Origin of the sequence: Nocardioides taihuensis (assembly GCF_042657275.1) — a bacterium.
In the GTDB taxonomy this organism is placed as follows: domain Bacteria; phylum Actinomycetota; class Actinomycetes; order Propionibacteriales; family Nocardioidaceae; genus Nocardioides; species Nocardioides taihuensis.
In genome coordinates this window covers 48,235-67,993 of the sequence record NZ_JBHSKD010000002.1, presented here as the reverse complement: position 1 = coordinate 67,993, position 19,759 = coordinate 48,235, and the positions used below count along the sequence as shown (strand labels likewise).

Annotated in this window: 20 protein-coding genes; 15 read left to right on the top strand and 5 right to left on the bottom strand. The window is 68.4% G+C overall.

Features of this window, described 5'->3' with window-relative positions:
• Positions 1 to 143: 143 nt before the first annotated feature.
• Positions 144 to 512 carry a DUF2752 domain-containing protein gene (locus tag ACFPGP_RS00420; RefSeq protein ID WP_378585379.1) on the top strand — a complete coding sequence of 123 codons (369 nt, stop codon included), beginning with the start codon at positions 144 to 146 and terminating at the stop codon, positions 510 to 512.
• Between the two features lie 208 nt (positions 513 to 720).
• Here the strand turns inward: ACFPGP_RS00420 and ACFPGP_RS00415 are convergent, their stop codons facing one another.
• Both ACFPGP_RS00415 and ACFPGP_RS00410 read right to left on the bottom strand, forming a co-directional pair.
• Complete coding sequence (locus ACFPGP_RS00415) at positions 721 to 1,026, bottom strand: DUF302 domain-containing protein (RefSeq protein WP_378585377.1); 306 nt, start codon at positions 1,024 to 1,026, stop codon at positions 721 to 723.
• 409 nt (positions 1,027 to 1,435) lie between these two features.
• Positions 1,436 to 1,663 carry an SHOCT domain-containing protein gene (locus ACFPGP_RS00410; RefSeq protein WP_378585375.1) on the bottom strand — a complete coding sequence of 76 codons (228 nt, stop codon included), beginning with the start codon at positions 1,661 to 1,663 and terminating at the stop codon, positions 1,436 to 1,438.
• Positions 1,664 to 2,153: 490 nt separating this feature from the next.
• Between ACFPGP_RS00410 and ACFPGP_RS00405 the strand changes: the two genes are divergently transcribed.
• The gene (locus ACFPGP_RS00405; protein ID WP_378585372.1) at positions 2,154 to 2,351 is read left to right on the top strand and encodes a hypothetical protein; all 198 of its coding nucleotides are present in this window, start codon (positions 2,154 to 2,156) and stop codon (positions 2,349 to 2,351) included.
• Positions 2,352 to 2,426: 75 nt separating this feature from the next.
• Positions 2,427 to 2,843 carry a hypothetical protein gene (locus ACFPGP_RS00400; RefSeq protein WP_378585369.1) on the top strand — a complete coding sequence of 139 codons (417 nt, stop codon included), beginning with the start codon at positions 2,427 to 2,429 and terminating at the stop codon, positions 2,841 to 2,843.
• 426 nt (positions 2,844 to 3,269) lie between these two features.
• Here the strand turns inward: ACFPGP_RS00400 and lnt are convergent, their stop codons facing one another.
• Complete coding sequence (gene lnt / locus ACFPGP_RS00395; RefSeq protein ID WP_378585366.1) at positions 3,270 to 4,808, bottom strand: apolipoprotein N-acyltransferase; 1,539 nt, start codon at positions 4,806 to 4,808, stop codon at positions 3,270 to 3,272.
• A gap of 491 nt (positions 4,809 to 5,299) precedes the next feature.
• On the opposite strand from lnt, the gene ACFPGP_RS00390 reads away from it, so the two are divergent.
• From ACFPGP_RS00390 to ACFPGP_RS00375, 4 genes are all read left to right on the top strand, one after another.
• The gene (locus ACFPGP_RS00390) at positions 5,300 to 7,042 is read left to right on the top strand and encodes a VanW family protein (RefSeq protein ID WP_378585364.1); all 1,743 of its coding nucleotides are present in this window, start codon (positions 5,300 to 5,302) and stop codon (positions 7,040 to 7,042) included.
• A 389-nt stretch (positions 7,043 to 7,431) separates the two neighbouring features.
• A complete protein-coding gene (locus ACFPGP_RS00385; RefSeq protein ID WP_378585361.1) occupies positions 7,432 to 7,995 on the top strand; it encodes a hypothetical protein in 564 nt (187 codons plus the stop codon).
• A 2-nt stretch (positions 7,996 to 7,997) separates the two neighbouring features.
• A complete protein-coding gene (locus ACFPGP_RS00380; RefSeq protein ID WP_378585359.1) occupies positions 7,998 to 9,089 on the top strand; it encodes a cytochrome b in 1,092 nt (363 codons plus the stop codon).
• Between the two features lie 455 nt (positions 9,090 to 9,544).
• Complete coding sequence (locus tag ACFPGP_RS00375; protein WP_378585356.1) at positions 9,545 to 11,254, top strand: N-acetylmuramoyl-L-alanine amidase; 1,710 nt, start codon at positions 9,545 to 9,547, stop codon at positions 11,252 to 11,254.
• Between the two features lie 331 nt (positions 11,255 to 11,585).
• On the opposite strand, the gene ACFPGP_RS00370 is transcribed toward ACFPGP_RS00375, so the two are convergent.
• Both ACFPGP_RS00370 and ACFPGP_RS00365 read right to left on the bottom strand, forming a co-directional pair.
• Entirely contained in the window at positions 11,586 to 12,164 is a 579-nt protein-coding gene (locus ACFPGP_RS00370; RefSeq protein WP_378586381.1) for a class I SAM-dependent methyltransferase, read from the bottom strand.
• Between the two features lie 43 nt (positions 12,165 to 12,207).
• Positions 12,208 to 12,822, bottom strand: a complete 615-nt coding sequence (locus ACFPGP_RS00365; RefSeq protein WP_378585354.1) for a DUF305 domain-containing protein — start codon at positions 12,820 to 12,822, stop codon at positions 12,208 to 12,210.
• A gap of 634 nt (positions 12,823 to 13,456) precedes the next feature.
• Between ACFPGP_RS00365 and ACFPGP_RS00360 the strand changes: the two genes are divergently transcribed.
• The 8 genes from ACFPGP_RS00360 to ACFPGP_RS00325 all read left to right on the top strand — a co-directional run bounded on the left by ACFPGP_RS00360 (position 13,457) and on the right by ACFPGP_RS00325 (position 19,697).
• Complete coding sequence (locus ACFPGP_RS00360; protein WP_378585351.1) at positions 13,457 to 13,705, top strand: SHOCT domain-containing protein; 249 nt, start codon at positions 13,457 to 13,459, stop codon at positions 13,703 to 13,705.
• A gap of 59 nt (positions 13,706 to 13,764) precedes the next feature.
• Positions 13,765 to 15,294 carry a multicopper oxidase family protein gene (locus tag ACFPGP_RS00355; RefSeq protein ID WP_378585348.1) on the top strand — a complete coding sequence of 510 codons (1,530 nt, stop codon included), beginning with the start codon at positions 13,765 to 13,767 and terminating at the stop codon, positions 15,292 to 15,294.
• 125 nt (positions 15,295 to 15,419) lie between these two features.
• Positions 15,420 to 15,752 (top strand): hypothetical protein, encoded by a 333-nt coding sequence (locus tag ACFPGP_RS00350; protein WP_378585345.1) that lies wholly within the window; start codon positions 15,420 to 15,422, stop codon positions 15,750 to 15,752.
• A gap of 116 nt (positions 15,753 to 15,868) precedes the next feature.
• Entirely contained in the window at positions 15,869 to 16,114 is a 246-nt protein-coding gene (locus ACFPGP_RS00345) for a YgaP family membrane protein (protein ID WP_378585342.1), read from the top strand.
• Entirely contained in the window at positions 16,111 to 16,425 is a 315-nt protein-coding gene (locus tag ACFPGP_RS00340; RefSeq protein WP_378585339.1) for a hypothetical protein, read from the top strand. Before ACFPGP_RS00345 ends, ACFPGP_RS00340 begins: the two co-directional genes overlap by 4 nt.
• 43 nt (positions 16,426 to 16,468) lie before the next feature.
• Positions 16,469 to 17,590: an ABC transporter permease gene (locus tag ACFPGP_RS00335; protein ID WP_378585337.1), complete on the top strand. Its 1,122-nt coding sequence runs from the start codon at positions 16,469 to 16,471 to the stop codon at positions 17,588 to 17,590.
• Positions 17,587 to 18,762 (top strand): ABC transporter permease, encoded by a 1,176-nt coding sequence (locus tag ACFPGP_RS00330; protein WP_378585334.1) that lies wholly within the window; start codon positions 17,587 to 17,589, stop codon positions 18,760 to 18,762. Before ACFPGP_RS00335 ends, ACFPGP_RS00330 begins: the two co-directional genes overlap by 4 nt.
• A complete protein-coding gene (locus ACFPGP_RS00325; protein WP_378585331.1) occupies positions 18,759 to 19,697 on the top strand; it encodes an ATP-binding cassette domain-containing protein in 939 nt (312 codons plus the stop codon). The genes ACFPGP_RS00330 and ACFPGP_RS00325 overlap by 4 nt, the downstream gene beginning before the upstream one ends.
• Positions 19,698 to 19,759: the final 62 nt, after the last annotated feature.

Below are 19,759 nucleotides of genomic sequence, written 5' to 3'. Positions count from 1 at the left end.
GACGTGCGGACACAACGCGTACGCCGAGAAAGCCGAGGAGCGAAGGCATGGGTGGAGGTCGATCGCCGACTGATCGAGTTGGCTCGCCCCTGACGCTCGAATGGTCGCCGTCCGACCGAATGCGAGTCGTCACCCTGCTCGGGGTGGCCGGATTGGTGGCTTCGGTGGCAATGGCCGTTTTCGGCCTGCCTCCCGTGGATCTTCACGGGCCGCTCCACCGCATGGGCATCATGGACCCATTCTGTGGCGGGACCCGCGCGGCCAGGCTTACCGCCCACGGCCAACTTCTCGAGGCGTGGCGATACAACCCGCTCGGCATCCTCGCGACCGTCGCGGCGGCGCTCGCAGTCGCTCGACTCGGGGTAGGCATTGCCCTGCGCCGCTGGCTCAACGTCGAGATTGTGTGGACACCGCGTCGAGCCAGACTCGTGCTCGGCGTCCTGGTGGTCGCGACCGTCGCTCTGGAGATCCGGCAGCAGGGTCGCGCTGACCTTCTCCTCAAGCCTTACTGAGTTCCGGACCAGCAAGGACAGCCATACCGTGCCCGGCACCGTGACCGAGATGCCGACGCACCACCAACCGACGCACCACCCACTTATCTGGCACCCACCCCGGGCAGCCGTTCGCCTCAACGATGTTCGCGCAATGTGATCCCGACGTGACCCGCAGGGCAGAGGACGCGCGCAGCCCCCACAGCAGCGAGGCCCAGTCGGCTCGCCGTCAAGTTTGAGGGCCAAGTGCGGCGAAGGCCGCCACGAGTCTGGCCTTGGCATCGTCGGCGACCTTGTTCAGCGCGTCGCTGCTCGCGAGGCCCTTCATGGCCTCGGGGTCGAACGCCTCCACAAGCGTCGTTTCCCGATCCAGCGCACGGACCACGACGTTGCAGGGCAACACTGCCGCGATCGAGGGGTCTGCCTGGATCGCCTCGAAGGCCAGCGGCGGACGGCACGCCCCGAGGATGACCTGGTCTGCCACATCGACTCCGAGCTTGTCCTTCAGCGCCGCTGCCAGGTCGATCTCGGTCATCACACCGAACCCCTGTTGCCCCAAGGCAGCACGCACGGCTTCGACGGCTTCGGAGTACGGCTCACCACGGTGGTGGCGATGGTGTAGTCCGTCACTGGTGGCTCCTTCTCGTTCGATCGATGGGTCCCTCGGCCTGGTCGGTCTTGTCACGTGCCGCACGTCGACCTCGCATCAGCTCAACGTGGCTCGCCCGCCGCGCTGGCCGCAGGGTCCACCAAGCCAGAGCGGCTAGCAGGACGACGACTCCGACTGCGACAATCCACGATCGGCCGCCGGCGATACCGGGCCCCACGCCAGCCAGTCCCCCGGTGTTGAGTGCGGACAGGTGGAGTTGACTCATCGGTGACATGCCGTGTCACTACCCTCTTCTCGGGTTCAGATGCTCTGGCGCCTTCCGGCCGGGACTCCGTCACCCGCGATCACGCCTTTGTAGCGCCGACTTGCGGGCTTCGTACTCTTCGCGGTCAAGCTCCCCGCGCGCGAACCGTTCGTCCAGGATGTCCAGAGGGTGGCGGTCGCGCGAAGGGTCACGGGTGCGCGACGTCGCTGCGCTTCTGCTGTTGCTGTTCTGACCGCGGAAGATCATGACACCGACAACGACCACCCCCAACCAGAAGACCGTCATCATGACGATCATGGCGAGCCAGCCACCAGCGCCGAACCCTCCGTCGTGGTACCAACCCATCATCGCGCCCAGCCCCTCTGCTTGTTTGGCAACAGCCTGACCCGCACGTCGCAGACATCAAGTGCCGGTCCTGTGAAGGTTTGCTGAAGATGCCCAGCGACGTCGCCGCAGCCAGCATCCATCTTGCCTCCACGGAATCGGCCATCGGATCGTCGGCGGTTACCTTCGGCCGGCAACGGCAAAGCTACTTCCGGGCTACTTCCGGACCGGGCTCGAGACGTGGCCGTTGGTCGTCGGCGACGTCCTCACGCCGGATTGGCGCCGTGCAGCCAAAGCTCAAGCGATCCGGGCGGGCGACCTCGCGCGCGGTGCTCCACGGGTCTACTTCGTCCCCCGGCATCCGCCTTCATGGGATCAAAGTGCGGGCTTCACACGATCTACATCCCGTTCGGGCAACTTTGCAAGAGACAAATACCTTGTCGAGGAGCCCGAGGAGAAGCCGATGTGCACCACCCACGCACACACCACGGCGCGCAGGACAGCGCCCGCCGAGGAACCTGAGAGCGGCCACTGCGGCCACTGCAGCCACGACGACCTCACGCTCGAAGAGCTCAAGGGTCGGCGCGCCGAACTCGACCAGGACATCGCCGCCCGCGAACTGACCGACTCCGGCGCCGGGAGGCTCACCCCCACCGCGTGATCGACAGTCACAGCTCTCCCGACCAGCCGGCCCACACCCGTGACACTTCATGATGTTCACTCGCGATTCGCGCAGGTGCATCTGCGCACCAGCTCGGAACGGGCGGTGTACTTCACCTTGGTGGCACAGCTCGCGGAGTCTTGGTCGGCCGTGGAGATCGCCGGCTTGAAGGATGTCGACCTTCGGACGGTCGAGGCGGTGCTCGCTCGGTACACGGAGGCCGGCGTTGTCGACGTGGTCGATTCCGTGACCGGCTTGCGCTACCGGTGGCGTTCGGACATGAGTTACCTCTTCGGTGCCGGCTCGAGCGCGGTCACGGTGATCGATCCCGTGTGCGGAATGACGGTGGCGGATGGGACGCCTTACCGGCTCGAGGACGGATCCAGGACACTCTGGCTGTTCTGCTCCATTCTCTGCCTGGCGACCTTCAAGGCCGATCCGCAGACCTGTCTGTCTCCACGACAAGTTCACTGCGACAAGGAGCAGCAATGAGAAGCAGAACGGAGCCGTCCCGGATCGGCCTGACGACCTGTGCGCGACAGTTCGACATCGCTTCATTCCTTCTCGGTGCGCTCACCCCGCCCGATGAGCGTGAACTCATGACACACGCCGCTGCGTGCCGCTGCTGTCAAGCGACGCTCCACGAATTCGGCACATTGCCCGATCTTCTCGCTCTCGTCCCTCCCTCGGTCACGGAGCGGATCGACCCGCAACGCGAGCCAGCCCTGAGGCGACGCCTCGCTCGCGCTGACATCGGCCGATTCCAGCACACACCGACAACGGAACCCCAAGGGAGACCACGCCTGCCCATCGGCCGTCGGCACCACTGCGCCAGCGTGGCGCGACCCGGTGCCCGCAACGGGTAGGTCAACAGATTCCGAGAAGCCGCAAACCGCCAGAGAGCGACCGACCGAAGGCTCAAGCCTGTCCCGACTCGTCGCTCTGGTCGACAGGTGCCTGAAGGTCCCGCCGATGACACGACCTCGGCGACGGCAGCCTCCGTATCCCGGCCCATGCCATCCCAACTCCCGCGGCGATGAGGGCCAGCGCCTTGATCGGGGCGGCGAGCGTGACGGCAGGGGTGATCGAGCGCCGACGTGGCACCTCAACGACCACCGCATCCGTCTCCCTCGGGGTCATCCTCGCCAAGACTGACCCGTTGGGCGCGATGGCCCCGGAGATTCCGTTGGTCGACGCCACCACGACGCTGCGTCCCACCTCCATGGCGCGAAGTCGGGTGATCGCGAACTGCTGCTCCGGTTGAGCGGTGTTGATGAAGGTCGCATTGCTGGTCTGGACTGTGACGACTTCCGCCCCAGCGAGGACCTGGTCGAGCAGTGGGTCATCGAACACCACGTCGAAGCAGATGAGGTCTGCGACGGTCAGCCCATCGACCTGGAGAGGTACGGACTGGGTGCCGGCCTCCATGTCCCGCGCCACCTTCGAGAGTCGCCCGATTCCGAAGCGATCGAGCCAGCTGCGGAAGGGTACGTACTCGCCGAACGGCACGGGGTGGTGTTTGACGTAACGCTCGGTCGTCACCCCTCTCGGGGTCCACACGATCCCCTGATTGGTCACCCCTCCCGGCTGTGCGCCGTCGACGATTGCCCCGACCAGCACCGGAACACCCACCGCCTCGACGGCGGAGGCGATCGTTTGGTGCGTCGACGCGTCGCGGAAAGGGTCGACAGCGGTGGAATTCTCGGGCCACAGCACTAGGTCGGGCCGCGCCACGTCATCACGGCGGACGCGCGCCCCGAGCCGAGCCGTCGCGTGAGTGAGGTTGCGGGTGACTTCTCGGTGCACCGCCAGCAGGTCGTCCCCTGACCCGGGCACGTCTGGCTGGACGACGCCGATCGTCACCGTGGGTTCTGGGGCCGGCTGGGGTCCAGGTGCAAGCGCACCGGGCAGCAGCAAGACCGGGGCCAACACACCCGCCGCGACTCCGACACGAAGGCGACCTATCGGGCGAAGCACGAGCCACGCCAGGAGCGCACCAGACAGGGCCACAATGAAGCTCACTCCGGTCGCGCCAACCAGAGGAAGCCACTCAGCGTAGGGGGTGTCGGACGTACCCCAGACGAGTCGGGCCCAGGGAAAGCCCCCGAGAGGCCACGTCGACACAAGAATCTCGTCTGCCGCCCACAGGCTCGCGACCCAGACAGGCCACCACGGAAGCCTGGTTGCCATCGCGACCGCAGCACCCAACAGCGAGAAGTAGAGCGATACCACCAATCCGACCAAGAGCCAGGCGTCGACGCCCACCACCCGCATCCAGAACGTGAGCGTGAGGAGGTAGGTGGCACCGAAGGCGTAGCCCAGCGCTAACGACTGCAGCGGACGCGTGGACGCGACCGACACCACGAGCAGGGCGACGCCGATCGGCAACATCCACGGTTGATCCCAGGGAGGGCTCGCGGCCGCGATCGCTAGACCGGCCCCGATCGATCCAGCCATTCGGGCGGACGCGCGCAGCCCATGAGGAGCGGCATCCCCCGCTGGCCCACGGGATCCGCCGCCACTCCAGGCCAGCGAAGTCATCGTCCGAGCCGGTCCTCGGGAGGATGTCCACGCGGGCGGCGTCCCTGGCCTGGCAGGCTGTCGGACCACAATCGTTCGGCCTCGCTCTCACCACGTCTCAGGCTCCGGCTCCGACATTGACGAACCACGGCCAGAAACTACCGCCCATAGTAGTATGGCAGGGAGGGCAACCTTGATGGTCGGCGAACAGCTCGGCGTCACGGATCGCACGTGCCGAGGGCGGCCTGGTCTTAGCGGCGTACTGGCTGCTCTCGGCGATTTGCACGCCGGCGTCCTTCAGCACAGCACATGCCGGCTCGACCCCGACCTCACGCCCTCGACCACGTCGTGGCGGACGGCCGCCCCGGCGCTCACCGAGGACCGCACCGACGCGGACACGCGCAGGACCGCCTCCGTAGGATCACGCCGTGAAGTCCTGGGATCAACAGACCCACCGCCAGCGCACCCGGATTTTGACGGTCATCCTGGTCGTCTTCGTCCTTTTCTTGGCCGGCGGGTACTACGGCGGCTACCGACTGGCCGGCGACAAGGTTCCACGTGGGACGACGATCTCGGGCGTCGAGGTGGGCGGGCTGACCCGCAGCGCCGCCATCACCGAGCTCGAGCAGAGGTTTGCCGACCGCGGGCGGGCGCCGATCGCGGTCCAGGTGGAGCGTGGTGGGCAGGAGCGGTCGGCGTCGGTTCGGCTCGGCGAGATCGGGCTGGCCGTGGACGCGGAACGGTCCATCGACGCTGCCGGGGCCGAAGCGAGTTTGAGCCCTGTCTGGCTCTGGAACTACTACACCGGCGGAAGCGAGATTGACGCCGTCGTCAACGTCGACGAGGAGCGGCTCCGCGAGCGGCTCGCCGCCCTTTCCGCGGGGCTCGGTACTCCACCGAGGGACGGTGCCGTCACGTTCAGCCCCCAGGGTGTCACCACCACGCACCCGGCGACGGGCGAGGCCGTCGACACGGGAGCCGCCCGCGAGGCGCTCACTGCCGCCTACCTCGGCGGAGACGACACGGTTGAGCTGCCCATCGAACCCGTGGAGCCCGACATCGACGAGCACGACGTCCGCGAGGCGCTGCGGAACTATGCCACCCCCGCGATGTCGGCGCCTGTGACCTTGGTCCTCGGGAAGTCCCGGATCCGGTTGGAGCCGCGACAGTACGCCGACGCCTTGTCGATGGTGCCGCACACCGGCGAACTGGTGCCCGCAGTCGACTGGACAGAACTGAGCCAGCTGGTCGACCTCGCCGTGGTTGCCAGTGATCCGGTCGACGCCACGGTGGTCATCGTGGACGGCCGTCCCCAGGTGGTCCCGGCCGAGTCCGGTCTGGGCTACCGGCCCTCGGACGTGGTGGATGCCTTCCTCGACGTCATCACGTCGCGCGGGAGCGCGCGGAAGGTGGAGGTCCAAGGAAACGTCGTGGAGCCGGACCTCGCCACGAGTGAGGCGCGCGAGCTCGGGATCGAGGAGAAGGTCTCGGAGTTCACGACCTACTACCCGCACGCCGATTACCGCAACGTCAATCTGGGTCGGGCCGCCGAGCTGATCGACGGCACCGTCTTGGAGCCGGGCGACGGATTTTCACTCAACGGCATCGTCGGAGAGCGGACAGTCGAGAACGGGTTCACTGAGGGCTACGTCATCAACGACGGGATCTTGGTCCGCGATCTTGGGGGCGGGGTCTCCCAGATGGCCACCACGACGTTCAACGCGATGTTCTTCGCGGGTCTGGAGGACATAGAGCACAAGGCGCACTCGTTCTACATCGACCGCTATCCCGTCGGCCGAGAGGCCACCGTGGCTTGGCCGTCCATCGACTTGCGGTTCCGCAATGACACCCCGTACGGCGTGCTCATCAAGGCTTCGCGGACCCCGAGCTCCGACAGCGCCCAAGGCTCGGTCACGGTGCAGATGTGGTCCACCAAGTACTGGGACATCGATTCACGCACATCCGAGCGGTACAACTACCGGCCGCCGAGGACCCGCACGCTCACTACCCCCGACTGCGAGCCGAACGCCGGCTGGTCGGGCTTCGACGTCGACGTGACCCGGGTGTTCCGCCGCGTCGGTGGAGGCACCATCGATCACACCGAGCTCTTCCACACCTCCTACACTCCTGCCGACACGGTGGTCTGCGAGGAGCCAGGCAGGTACAACTGACGAGGCAACCACACTCGCTTCGGTCACGAGGCAGTCATCGGTCCGTCGGCCGCATCAGTGGACGACGAAGGCCGATGCACGAGTCGTGCCGAGCGCAGGGTTCGCCCACTTTGCCACAGGCGACTCCGACGTCTCTCGCGCCCGGTCGCTCGGCGTGAACCACAAGACTCGTGTGCTGTCCCCACCATCGGCCACGACGAGCCCACAGCCAGCGCCTCGCCGAACCAGGTCGACCTCGCGCTCCGACTGGTACGTGATCAGTGACATCGCGGGAAGACGGCGAGTGCGGCGTCGGAGGACAGCGCGGCTGGGACGCACTCGTTTCTGAGTCGGCCTTTAGCCACGCCTTCTACTAGCCATCGTAGTAGAAGGCGGTCACACTGGTGGGCATGCGACGGGTGGGGCTCCATCTGGTGGTCTTGGTAAGCCTAGGCCTCCTGCTTCCTCTCGCTGTCGCGCCCCCGACCTGGGCCCACGGCGACGGCGAGACGACCGAAGGCTACCTTCTGGTGCAGCAGGCACTCGGACACCTGGCGCACGACACCGACATGTCAGGCATAGACCTGGCGCTGGAGAAGGTGGGTGACGCCCTTGAGACCGACGACCAGGACGGCGTCGACGTTGCCCTTCTGCTCGACGGCAAGACGACTTTGGAGCAAGGTGACGTCTTGCGGGCTCGAGACCTGCTGCAGAACTCCATTCAGGACGCTCTTCACGACCTGCCTCCGGCCACCGGAAACCAAACCGGGACCCGGGAGGTAGTGCCCGAGCTCGCCGGCAGGACCGAGCTGCGGAGTCAGGACTGGCTCCTGCTCCTTGGATCGGTCGCGGTGCTGATCGTCGGCGCCTGGCTCGGCTACCGCTTCCGCCCGCGTGACAACGTGCGTGCGCTCAGATCCCGCCTGACGACCGAGGCCGCCGTCGATCCGAGTAGGGGCGGGGAGGGAGTCTGAGGATGGCAACCATCGAGCAACCTGACACCGGGACGGGCCGGTCTCGCCTGCGTCGAGTGGTCGACGTCGTCGACGAGCGCCTCGGAATCAAGGCCTTGGAGTACCCCGTCCCGGAACACGCCAACAACCTCGCCTGGAGTCTGGGCGGGATCACAGCGTTCACGTTCTTCGTCCTCGTCGCCACCGGCATACTCCTGGTCCAGTTCTACTCCCCGGTGCCGGAGACGGCGAACGAGTCGGTGCGTGACATGGTCACCCGGGTGTGGGGCATGCGTTTCGTCCGCAGCCTGCACTTCTGGGCCGCCCAGGCGATGTACGTCACCGCTGCCCTGCATCTCCTCCGGGTCTTCTTCACGGGTTCCTACAAGCGCCCACGGGAGGGAAACTGGCTGATCGGCGTCGCCATGTTCGGCCTGGTGATCTTCGCACTGTTCACCGGCACCGTCCTCAAGTGGGACCAGGAGGGCTTCGAGGCCCTGGGACACAACCTCGAGGTCGCCGACCTGTTGGGCGGGGTGGGAGTCTGGTTCTCGCCGGACTTTGCCTCCCGAGTGTCCATACTCGTGCGGTTGTACGGCGCGCACGTGGTCATCATCCCCGGCTTGATCCTGGTGCTGTTCACGCTCCATGCGTTGCTGGTCAAGCGGCACCGCATCTCACCCCATCCGAGCCTGACCGCCGACGACGAGGCGGAGCAAGCACCCCTGGGAGAACCCACTGAGCCGTTCACACATCACCTGCGACGCATCGCTGCCCTCGGACTCGCCCTGACAGGGTTGCTGGGCATCCTCGCGGTGCTCGTGCCCCCGGCAGTGGGACCCCAACCCGTAGAAGGGCTCGAGGTCACCAAGCCGCCCTGGAACTTCTGGTGGATGTTCACCCTGGAGAACTGGTTCGGCCTGCCCTTCATCCTCTACGGCGGCGGCGCACTGTTCCTTCTGCTCGTGGCCCTCCCCTTCGTCGACCGCAATCCGCACCGGCTGTGGCGACACCGCCCACTCGCGATGGTCATCGGACTCATCGTGCTGCTCACAGTGGTAACGCTCACGATCCTCATGGCCTTCACGACTCCGCAGACCCACCTCGGCATGTAAGGCCACCGTGTCCACCAATGATTCATCACGGCGGGCGCGCCGGGCCTTCTGGTGGCTCACACTGGTGGCCGTCGCCGCGGCCGGATCACTCAGCGCCGCGGTCGCCGCCCCCCCGAACGTGACCACGGGGCTGCGGGTCGCCGTCAGCGGACTGGCCCTCGTGGTGGCCCTCGTGCTCGCCGCGAGGGTATTCATCGCTGACGAGCGTGCCCGGCGACGCGCTTCGCGCGATGCCGACAGGCCGGCATGAGGGTTATCCGCAACACCAGCCGGTGGTGCCAGATGGTCGGCACCTGGAGCGAAGTCTGGCAGCCCCGGAACACGATCCGATCCTCTGCGCAACACCAGTGACACGCTCGGAATCGATCTACTATGCATCTTCGTAGCAGTCGCCTAGTGTGACTGATGTGACTGATGAGCACTCTCACCCTCCGGCCGCCACCCGACGGCCCCTCTTGAAGCTGGCGGCCGGCGGAGCAGCGGTGCTCGTCGTCGGCGCCGGAACGCGGTTGAGCCAAGGGCCATCGGGGAAGGGCGGCCCTGGTTCGGGCCAGGGCGGACTGATCCTGTCGACGGGGACTGACTCCGACGTGGCATCAGTGGATGTGACGCTCGACGACGCCCTCTCCCGAATCTCCAGCGACTCCTGGCAGTCGCGCGAGATGACCACGTCGACACATTCGATGGTCGCGCTCACGTGGAACACGGGCCAACCGCTGCCCGTGGCGTACACACGCTCCCGACGCTCCGGGTCCTGGAGCGGCTGGACCCGACTGCCGGTGCTCGACGACCTGGCCGGAGCAGTGGGCGAAGGCCCGACCGCGACCGCGGGAACCGATGTCATCTGGGTCGGGCCGTCCGACGGTGTACAGGTGCGCGTGAGCGGAGAGCGCCCCGCCGGCCTCCGCTTGGTGCTCCTGTTCCCTCGTCAACGACCTGGCGACAGGCAAGTAGGCCAGGTCGCCGAACCCCTCCTCAGCGCCCGCACAGGGGACGGTTCCGTCGGCCGGCTCCGACCTGCGCTCGTCAGTCGCAAGGAATGGGGTGCTGACGAGTCACTCCGCGACGGCGACCCCAGCTACATCCGCACGATCAAGCAGGTCCACATCCACCACACGGCAAGCTCCAACGACTACCACCGCGACGACGTCCCTGCGCTGCTCCGCGGCATGTACGCCTACCACACGCGGACGCTCGGTTGGTCCGACATTGGCTACAACTTCTTGGTGGACCGCTTCGGCCGCTGCTGGGTCGGACGCGCTGGCGGACCGGCCAAGCCGGTGCGCGGCGCGCACACGCTCGGGTTCAACCACGAGTCAACGGGGATCTCGGCCATCGGCAACTATGAGACCGCTCGCCCCGGCGACCGCCTGCTGCAGGCCATCGCCGCGCTGGCCGCTTGGAAGCTCGACCCGTTCGAGCGGGACGCTCGTGGCTCAATCCGGGTCGAGTCGGAGGGAAGCGACAAGTACGCAGCTGGCCGCAAGGTCCGTCTCCCGGTCATCGACGGACACCGGGACACCAACGACACCGCGTGCCCGGGTCGGCACCTCTACGATGCGTTGCCGACCATCCGCCGCCGCACTGCACGGATGATCGCCGAGGCTCACCGCACCTCCATCGTGGTCACACAGCCCGCTCACGTCGCCGGGGCTGCGCAGCTCGGGCGCACGCTGAGGGTCGACCTGGGCCGTTTCACGCCCGAGGATGCAACGGTGACCTACCGCTGGATCCGCGGCGGGAGGTCGATCCGGGGCGCTCGCGAGCAGGAGTACGACGTCCGACCGTGGGATGTCGGACACAAGTTGGGCTGCGAGGTGACGCTGTCGCGCGACGGACTCGAGCCGGTCACCCAGACTCCACCCCCCCTTGGTCCGTGCACGGCGCGGCCGACGGTCAAGGTGAACACCTCCTCGCGCCGCCGAGTGGCTCGGATCGACGTGGCCGTCGTCGCGCCCGATCAAGTGCGGCCGGTGCCCAGCGGAACGGTCTCGATCGCCCTGGGCCAGCGCCGGAAGATCGCCGCCTTGCAGCGGGGTCACGCCGCGGCCCGCTTCGGCAGGTACCGCCGCCTCCCGGCTGGCACCTACACCGTCGAGGTCACGTATCGCGGGGATGACGCCTTCGTGCCTGTCACGGTCACGAGCACTCTCACCATCGGATGAGCGAGACCGCCATTGCGCCTCGGGACTCGGGCGGGCGTCGAGGTTTGGTCAGGGATCCCGTGGTGCGCGACCCCAAGCCGCATCGAGGACCGGCGGACCGCGCATCCGGCCCGAGGATCGGCGGGGTCGCGATTCAGATCAGCTGATGTCCTCGGCGGCGGCGAGGCCATCAGCAGCGGTCCTGCGATCACCGAGGTATCACCTGGCTGACGCGACACAAGCCGCTTCGTCACTCCGGGCGATCTCGATCTCCGTGACACCGGGGGACCTGCTGCACGAATGCCTGAGCTCGGCGCGGGCATCCGGGATGCCCGCGAGGTGCGACGCGGGCTCAGTGCGGCCGGACCGCTCGGAATCTCATCAGATGGCCGGCAAGGCTCGACCGCACGTCGACTTCGGCGAGCCCCACGCGGGCAAGCCCGGCGCGAAGCTCAGCGGCGGCCACGATCCGGTGTGGTGATCCGTCGAGCCGGTGCAGCAGGCGGGCCGCTCGGGTGTCCGTGAGGTCGTAGCCGACGAGGGCGCCGCCGGGGCGGAGCACACGGGCGCACTCAGTCAGGGCGTCCGTCCAGTCGATCACGTGGTGCAGCATCAGGAACGAGGTCACCGCATCGAACGAGCTCGCCTCGAAGGGCAACGATGTGACGTCTGCGACCCCGACCTCGACGCTCCCGCGGCCCTGAAACCGATCCCGGGCGGAATCGACCATCACCTTGTCGAGGTCGGTCACCACGAGTCGAACCTCTGGGAACGATTCGACGATCCCGGCAGCCATGGCACCACTTCCGGCGCCGATCTCGAGGACGTCGCCGGCGAGCTCATCACCTCGCAGAGCCCAGGGCAGCACACCTCGCCACGCGAACCATCGCCAGAGGGCGCTGCGGCAGAAGGCAGCCTCGACCGCGGACATCACCGGCACGGCGCACCTGCACCAAGCCGCTGGCCTGGCCTCGTCACCGCAACAGGCTCTTCATGGTCGCGATCTCCTCGGTCTGAGCTTGCTCGATCTGCTCCGCCAGCGCAATCGCATCCTCGTTGGCCCCCGCCGACTGCTCCGTCTGCGCCATCGCGATGGCGCCGCGGTGGTGCTCGATCATCATGGTGAGGAACATCTGGTCGAACTGGCTGCCGTCGGCGCTCTGCAACTGGTCCATGTCGTCCGGCGACATCATCCCGGGCATCGAGCCGGACATGTCCATACCGCTCATGGCCTCAGGCACCGGCTTGCCCCAGGACTGAAGCCAGCTCGTCATCTGATCGATCTCGGGCCCCTGCGCCTGCAGGATCTGGTCCGCCAGGTCCTGCACCTCGGCGCTCTGCGCACGGCCGGCTGCCAACTTTGCCATCTCGACCGCCTGCTGGTGGTGCGGAATCATGTCCGTGGCGAACGTGACATCGGCTGCGTTGAATTCTTCCGACACCGCACCGCTCGCCGAAGACATCGAGGACGACTCCATCCCAGCCATGCCCTCCATGCCACTGTCGTCATCTCCACCACACGCGGAAAGCGCGAGCATCCCGACGATCGCGAGAACGGTTCCGGCGGCGAGTCTTCTGCGCAAGGTCAAGCACTCCTCTTCACCTGGGGATACGAAGGAATCGCCGACGTTCAACGGTCGATCGCGCCGTCAGCGACTCGTCCTACTAGTACGCATAGTACTAAGCGAGCCTGGACGGGGCGGAGTTGGCCCGTGTCATCGCGCGGGCACCCCCGGCCTGACTTCGCCGATTGGCGGGTGCCCCGCATCGTGCCCCAGCGGGTCGATGACCAGTACTCCGAAGGTGCGCGCTCCTCGAGCACGTAGCGGGACTTCTGCTGCTGGTGGGGCAGCGCCCCCTGGCCTGGACCCGGCCATCAGGATCCGTGGATTGAAGGGCCTGGCCATGTAGTCGTCGGCACCGACCGAGCCCTACGCCGTCACGCCGTCCGGCTTGGCAGGCTCAGGCCGAGCGGGACCACGTCGGGTCGACGCTGCGGCGCCCGACGGGCGAGCAACCGAGACGCCCGCGGCCTGCGAGCCCTCGTCCCCGCGCCTTGCCCGCTCGCCCTTACGGCCATGGTGGCAGTCCGGATCGCGGGCCAGCCGCGGGCCAGGCCCGGTGACGGCGGCTTCTTCGTCGAATCTTCACACGAACGCGATCAACCGGCACGGGTGACGGGGACACCGTGGAGTCACCAAGCAGGCGAAGGAGCTGAGGACGATGATGGGTTGGTACCACGACGGCGTGGGTTGGGGCGGCTGGATCGTCATGACCTTGGCCATGGTCGCGTTCTGGGCGTTGGTGGTCTTTGCCGTCCTCGCCATGTTCCGCACGCAGCGCTCCGGTGAGTCCACCACCACGGACCGTCGCGACCCGATGCAGATCCTCGACGAGCGGTTCGCTCGTGGGGAGATCGACGAGGACGAGTACCACGCCCGCAGCAGCGTGCTGCGCGCCTCGGTTCACTAGGTGTACGCCCTCCTCCTTCCGCCTCTGGTCACGCCAACCGCACAGTCAGGAGCACTGTCTTGCCCGAGATCACCCGTCGCGCCGTCCTCCGCGGAGCCATCGGCCTCACCGGCGTGGTCGCCCTGGGCGGCCTCGCGTCCTGCAGTCGATCCACCGGCTCTGTGATCGGCCCGGGATCTGACGCCGTGGCCACCGCCGAGGCCGCGCGCCGGGTCACGGGGGGTCGGCTGGTCACCGCCCGCCTCACCCCACGACCGGCCACCCTCGACCTGGGCGGTCGGACCGTGGAGACCTGGGCCTACGGTGACGCCGCGCCCGGGCCGCTGCTGCGTGCCACCGCCGGTGACGTGCTGCGCGTCGACGTCGACAACCAGCTCCCGGCTGCCACGAGCGTGCACTGGCACGGCCTGGCGCTGCGCAACGACATGGACGGCGTGCCCGGCATGACCCAGGATCCGATCGCAGCCGGAGGGTCGTTCCGGTACGAGTTCACCGTCCCGGACCCGGGCACCTACTTCTACCACCCGCACTCCGGCGTCCAGTTGGACCGCGGCCTGTACGGCGTCCTGGTGGTCGACGACCCCGCGGAGCCGGGACGCTACGACCAGGAGTGGCTCGTCGTCCTCGACGACTGGGTCGACGGCACCGGCCGCACCCCGGACCAGGTCCTCGCCGGCCTGCAGCAGTCCGCTGGCGACGGATCCATGGGTGGCATGCAGGGGATGGACCATGGCTCGATGATGGGCGGATCGATGGGCGGGATTCACGGCATGGAAGGCATGCAGTCCCCCCTCCTGGGCGGCGCAGGAGACATCGCCTATCCGCACTACCTCGTCAACGGCCGAGCAGCCACCGACCCGGACACGCTCGCAGCGAAGCCGGGACAGCGCGTGCGCGTCCGGTTCGTCAACGCCGGCTCGGACACGGCGTTCCGGGTCGCTGTCGGTGGGCACCGCATGACCGTCACCCACAGTGACGGCTTCCCCGTCGTGCCGGTGCCCACCGACGCGCTGCTGATCGGGATGGGCGAGCGTTTCGACGTCACCCTCACCCTGGGCGACGGGGTGTTCCCGCTAGTCGCCTCGGCGGAGGGGAAGAAGGGCCGAGGGCTTGCGGCGATCCGCACCGCTGCGGGGCCCGCGCCGGCCGCCGAGACCCCGGTCCCCGAGCTGTCGGGCCAGACGCTTCTCGGCACCGACCTGTCCCCGAGCGACTCCGTCCGGCTCGACCGGCGATCCACCGACCGACAGCACGATCTGGTGCTGGGCGGATCCATGGCGCCCTACCGGTGGACGCTGAACGGGGAGACCTTCCCCGAGACCGAACCCCTGCCGGTGGTGCAGGGCGAGCGGGTCCGCCTCCGGTTCGTCAACCAGACGATGATGTTCCACCCCATGCACGTCCACGGGCACACGTTCGCGCTCGCCCAAGGGGGGACTCGCAAGGACACCGTCATCGTCCGTCCCATGCAAGCCCTGGAGGTCGACCTCGACGCCGACAACCCCGGTCAGTGGGCCACTCACTGCCACAACATCTACCACGCCGAGAGCGGCATGATGACCACGCTCTCCTACCAGGTCCAGGAGTGACGATGCCCGACCATCACGCCGCAGCCGGGGAGGCAGTGAAACCTCGCCTCGAAGAATCCCACGCCGACGACACAGCTGATGAGGCTTCCCAGCGTCGGGGCGTCCTTGCCACTGCCTGGAGTGCGGTGACCGCGGCGGTCGGCGGCATCATGGGTCTGCTCCCCCACCTGCTGCACCACGTGGGACTGCTCGGCGGAGCGGTGCTGGTGACCGGGGCGACCGGCAACGTCGTGTTCGCCGTTCTAGGGATCGTCCTGTCCCTGCCCCTACTTCGGCGCCTCTATCGACGATTCGGCACCTGGAAGGCGCCCGCCCTCGCCCTCGCGGTCTTCACGCTGATGTTCTCCCTCTCCGCCTTCGTCATCGGCCCCGCCATCAACAACGACAACCCGAGCCCGGACCGCCCCCCGGTGCAGACCCCGGGCCCCGACGACCACGAGGGCCATCACGGCGGCTGAGGCCGTGGCGGCGCACCTTCAAGGAACCTTCACACGACCCCCGCGGTCACCTTCACCCATGGGCGGGACGCTGAGAGTGGACCAGGAAACGGTCCGCGAGAACTTGGAGGATCGTCATGAGTAACCGCTGGAGCATCAACATCACCCCCGCCGAACGGGCGGCTCGCATCATCATCGGCGGTGCCGGTGCCGTGGTCGGCATCGTCCTGCTGGTCGGAGCCACCTCCACCTTGGCCGTCGCCCTCGAGCTGCTGCTCGTGCTGGCCGGTCTCGACCTCGTCGTCACCGGCGCGCTCGGCCACTGCCCGCTCTACGCCAGGCTCGGCCACGTGCCCGCCTCGCTGAAGGGAAGGACCTCATGAGCACCCCGAACGGCATGGAAGGCGAGCCCCGCCCCGGTCCGCAGCCCTGGACCTACCCGCCCGAGGGCCGCGCGTCCACCGACACCTCCCACGCCCCGCATGAGCCGGACGGCGGTCACGGCGGACACGGCGGACACGGCGGACACGGGCTGATGATGATCGTCTGCTGCATCCCGATGCTGGTGATCGCCGGTCTGCTGGTCCTCACCGGGGTTGTCGGGTCAGGCATCATCGTCGCCGCACTGGTGTGCACCGCGATGATGGCGGCCATGATGTTCGCCATGCCCGGGGGACACGGCGGCCACAAGTAGCACGAGCGCCGAGCCAACGCTCGGCCGAGGAACGTGAGCCGACATGACAGGCCGCAGCGAAGGATCCGTCCCGATCACCCGCCGCTTCCTCATCACCCGGCCGGTGCGCACCGCCGCCGGCGCCGGCGGGATCGGGCTCGCCCTGATGCTGATGCTGCTGCTCGCCGGGCTGTGGGTCGGCGTCCAGGACCGCGTCACCACCTACGACGACCACCTCGGTGCCGACCTGGTGGTGGTCCCGGCCGGGACCCGCAGCCTGTTCGCCGACCCCGGCGTGCTCCCCGCACCCGCGGTGGACACCATCGCCCAGACACCCGGCGTGACCGCAGCGGCGCCGCTGCGGACGATGTACCAGATCCTCGAGCTGCCGACCAGCAAGGCCGCGGTCGCCGCGGTCGCCTTCGACCCCACCAGCGGACTCGGCGGCCCCTGGGCCTTCACCGACGGGAGAGCCCCTCAGGCCGACGACGAGGTCGCCGTCGACACCCTGTGGGCCGACCAGCACAACTACGCGGTCGGCGACCGGCTGCCGATCCTCGGACACCCGATGCAGGTGGTCGGGCTCACCGACGACACCGCCTTGTTCATGACCCCTTTGCTGTTCACCACCACGACCGGGATGGACCAGATGCTGCGGGCCACCGGCACGACCGGCGCGGTCCTCGTCACGACCTCAGACCCCGCGGGCGTCGCCGAACGGCTTCGTGACGCCGGGTACACGGTGCGCACCCCGGCCGAGCTGCACCAGGCATCGCTCGATCTCGCCACCGACATCTACGGCTCCCCGGTCCGCCTCATGGTCGGCGTCGCCTTCGCCGCGGGCACCCTCATCGTCGCGCTGGTGGCCTACACGCGCGTCACCGAGCAGCAGCGCGACCTCGGCGTCCTCAAGGCCCTCGGCGCCACTCCGGCGCGGCTGCGGCGGATCGCCGTGTCTGAAACGGTGGCGCTGACGGTGCTCGGCACTCTCGCCGCCGTATTCCTCCTGGTCCTCACCCGGGAGCTCCTCGAGTGGTGGCGGCCCGCGTTCCCCGTCCTCCTCACTACCGGCACGATCGCGCAGACCGCCGCCGCAGCCGCCGCGATGGCGCTGCTCGCCGCATGGCTGCCGGCACACCGGCTCAGCCGGCTCGATGCCGCCTCGGCATTCCGGAGCGGACGATGACCACCACGTCGGTCCACCCCACGCTTTCGCACCCCAACCCCGCGCGAGGGATACGCCCGACAGGGGCCGTGCCCGTGGGACGACGCTTCCTGTTCGCCGACCGGCGCCGCGCCACGTTGACAGTCCTCGGCGTGGCGGCGTCCTTGCTGCTGGTGCTTGTCCTCGGCGGCATCTTCGCGGGCGCCGTCGACAGGGTGACCTACTACATCCGTACCTCGCCGGCCGACGTGTTCGTCTCGCAGGCCGGGGTGCGCACCATGCACATGTCCGCCTCGACGCTCCCGGCCGACGCTCCCGACCGCGTCGCCCAGGTGCCGGGCGTCGCCTGGGCCGCCCCGATCGCGTTCGCGTCCGGCTCGGTAGCCGGAGCACAAGGGCGGCAGCTGACCTACCTGATCGGCTACGACACCCGCACCGGTCGCGGCGGCCCGAGCGGCCTGGTAGCCGGACGCCTCCCAGGCGCCGGCGAGGCGATCATCGACGAGCAGGCGGCAGACCGGCTCGGCATCGGCCTGGGCGACCGGTTCACGGTGATGGGCATGCCGGTGCGTGCCGTCGGGTTCTCCACCGGCGGCAGCAGCATCACCAACACCACCGTGTTCGTGGACCTCGCCGAGTTCGCTCGCATCCACGACGAGCGGGTCTCCTACGTGCTCGCGGGCGTGGACGCAGGTGCCGACCCGGACACCGTGGCCGACCGCATCCAGGCCGAGGTCGACGGAGTGACCGTGCAGAGCCGGGAGCAGTTCGCCGAGTCCGAGGCGCGCATCGTCACCGACATGAGTGCCGATCTCCTTCGGCTGATGTCCACCATCGGGCTGGTGATCGCGCTTGCCGTCATCGCCCTCGGGCTGATGACCGCTACCTTGAACCGGCTGCGGGACTTCGCCGTGCTCAAGGCCCTAGGCGCCCGGACCCCTCGCCTCGCGAGGGCGGTGGCCATGCAGGTCCTGTTGACCGTCGTACTCGCCTCGGCGGTTGCCACCACCGCGGCATTGATTCTCGCCTGGCTGCTGCCGACCGCCGCTCCCGCCGTTCAGATATCCATCACCGCCGCCGCCGTCGCGCAGACCACTGCCGCAGCGCTTCTGGTCGGCCTGATCGCCGCCCTGTGGCCGCTTCGCCGCATCGCCGCCCTCGACGCGGCGACCGCCTTCCGGGAGACCCGATGAACACCGCCGACAACACCCACAGCACCACCGCCGCCGACACGGCCGGGACCCCGGGCCTCACCTCAGGCTCCGCGGCTTCGTCAAGCGCACCCAGTGGGGTGCCGGTGCTGACCGTTCGAGGTCTCACCAAGACCTACGGTTCGGGCGAAACCGCAGTGGACGCGGTCCGCTCGGTCGACCTGGACGTCGCCTCCGGTGAAGTGCTGCTGGTCATGGGGCCGTCGGGGTCGGGTAAGACGACGCTGCTGCTGATGCTCGGCGCCCTGCTCCGCCCGACCGCGGGTTCGATCACCGTCACCGGCCGCGACGGCCGTAACGTGGACGTCGCTGCCGCGCCCGAGAAGCAGCTTCCGGCCCTGCGCTCTCACACCTTCGGGTTCATCTTCCAGGACTACGCCCTCCTCGACGCGCTGAGCGCCACCGAGAACATCGCCGTCGCCGCCAACCTTGCCGGCACCACCGGGTCCGCCGCCCACAACCGCGCCACCGAGCTGCTCGACCGGGTCGGCCTCGCGCACCGGGCGACCGCGCGCCCGTCCCAGATGTCCGGTGGCGAACAACAACGGGTCGCCGTCGCCCGCGCGCTCTCCAACGACCCGCCCGTACTGCTCGCTGACGAGCCGACAGCCAACCTCGACGCCTCCCGCGGCCGGGACCTCGCTCGACTGCTGCGCCGGCTCGCCGACGAAGACCACCGCTCGGTCGTCATCGTCAGCCACGACGACCGGCTTCGCGAGATCGCAGACCGCGTGTTGTGGCTGGAGGACGGTCAGTTCCGCCAGATCGCCGCCATGGCCATCGACCCCGTCTGCCGGATGTCGGTCGAGCCCACCGGCGCCCACCTCAAGTGGCGCGAGCAGACGATCTGGTTCTGCTCCGAAGGCTGCAAACGGGAGTTCGCCGAGAACCCCGCCAGCTTCGAGCCCTCAGCATGACCCCGGCTGAGCGCCACCCGTTCCATGGCCGGCCTACGGCGTCAGCGACTCCTCCCCGGTCG

Excerpts from the sequence above, each read along its gene's own strand:
- ACFPGP_RS00415 (WP_378585377.1), bottom strand. The coding sequence starts at position 1,026 with ATGACCGAGATCGACCTGGCAGCGGCGCTGAAGGACAAGCTCGGAGTC.
- ACFPGP_RS00410 (WP_378585375.1), bottom strand. The coding sequence starts at position 1,663 with ATGATCGTCATGATGACGGTCTTCTGGTTGGGGGTGGTCGTTGTCGGT.
- ACFPGP_RS00405 (WP_378585372.1), top strand. The coding sequence starts at position 2,154 with ATGTGCACCACCCACGCACACACCACGGCGCGCAGGACAGCGCCCGCC.
- lnt (WP_378585366.1), bottom strand. The coding sequence starts at position 4,808 with ATGGCTGGATCGATCGGGGCCGGTCTAGCGATCGCGGCCGCGAGCCCT.
- ACFPGP_RS00385 (WP_378585361.1), top strand. The coding sequence starts at position 7,432 with ATGCGACGGGTGGGGCTCCATCTGGTGGTCTTGGTAAGCCTAGGCCTC.
- ACFPGP_RS00380 (WP_378585359.1), top strand. The coding sequence starts at position 7,998 with ATGGCAACCATCGAGCAACCTGACACCGGGACGGGCCGGTCTCGCCTG.
- ACFPGP_RS00370 (WP_378586381.1), bottom strand. The coding sequence starts at position 12,164 with ATGTCCGCGGTCGAGGCTGCCTTCTGCCGCAGCGCCCTCTGGCGATGG.
- ACFPGP_RS00360 (WP_378585351.1), top strand. The coding sequence starts at position 13,457 with ATGATGGGTTGGTACCACGACGGCGTGGGTTGGGGCGGCTGGATCGTC.
- ACFPGP_RS00345 (WP_378585342.1), top strand. The coding sequence starts at position 15,869 with ATGAGTAACCGCTGGAGCATCAACATCACCCCCGCCGAACGGGCGGCT.
- ACFPGP_RS00340 (WP_378585339.1), top strand. The coding sequence starts at position 16,111 with ATGAGCACCCCGAACGGCATGGAAGGCGAGCCCCGCCCCGGTCCGCAG.
- ACFPGP_RS00335 (WP_378585337.1), top strand. The coding sequence starts at position 16,469 with ATGACAGGCCGCAGCGAAGGATCCGTCCCGATCACCCGCCGCTTCCTC.
- ACFPGP_RS00330 (WP_378585334.1), top strand. The coding sequence starts at position 17,587 with ATGACCACCACGTCGGTCCACCCCACGCTTTCGCACCCCAACCCCGCG.
- ACFPGP_RS00325 (WP_378585331.1), top strand. The coding sequence starts at position 18,759 with ATGAACACCGCCGACAACACCCACAGCACCACCGCCGCCGACACGGCC.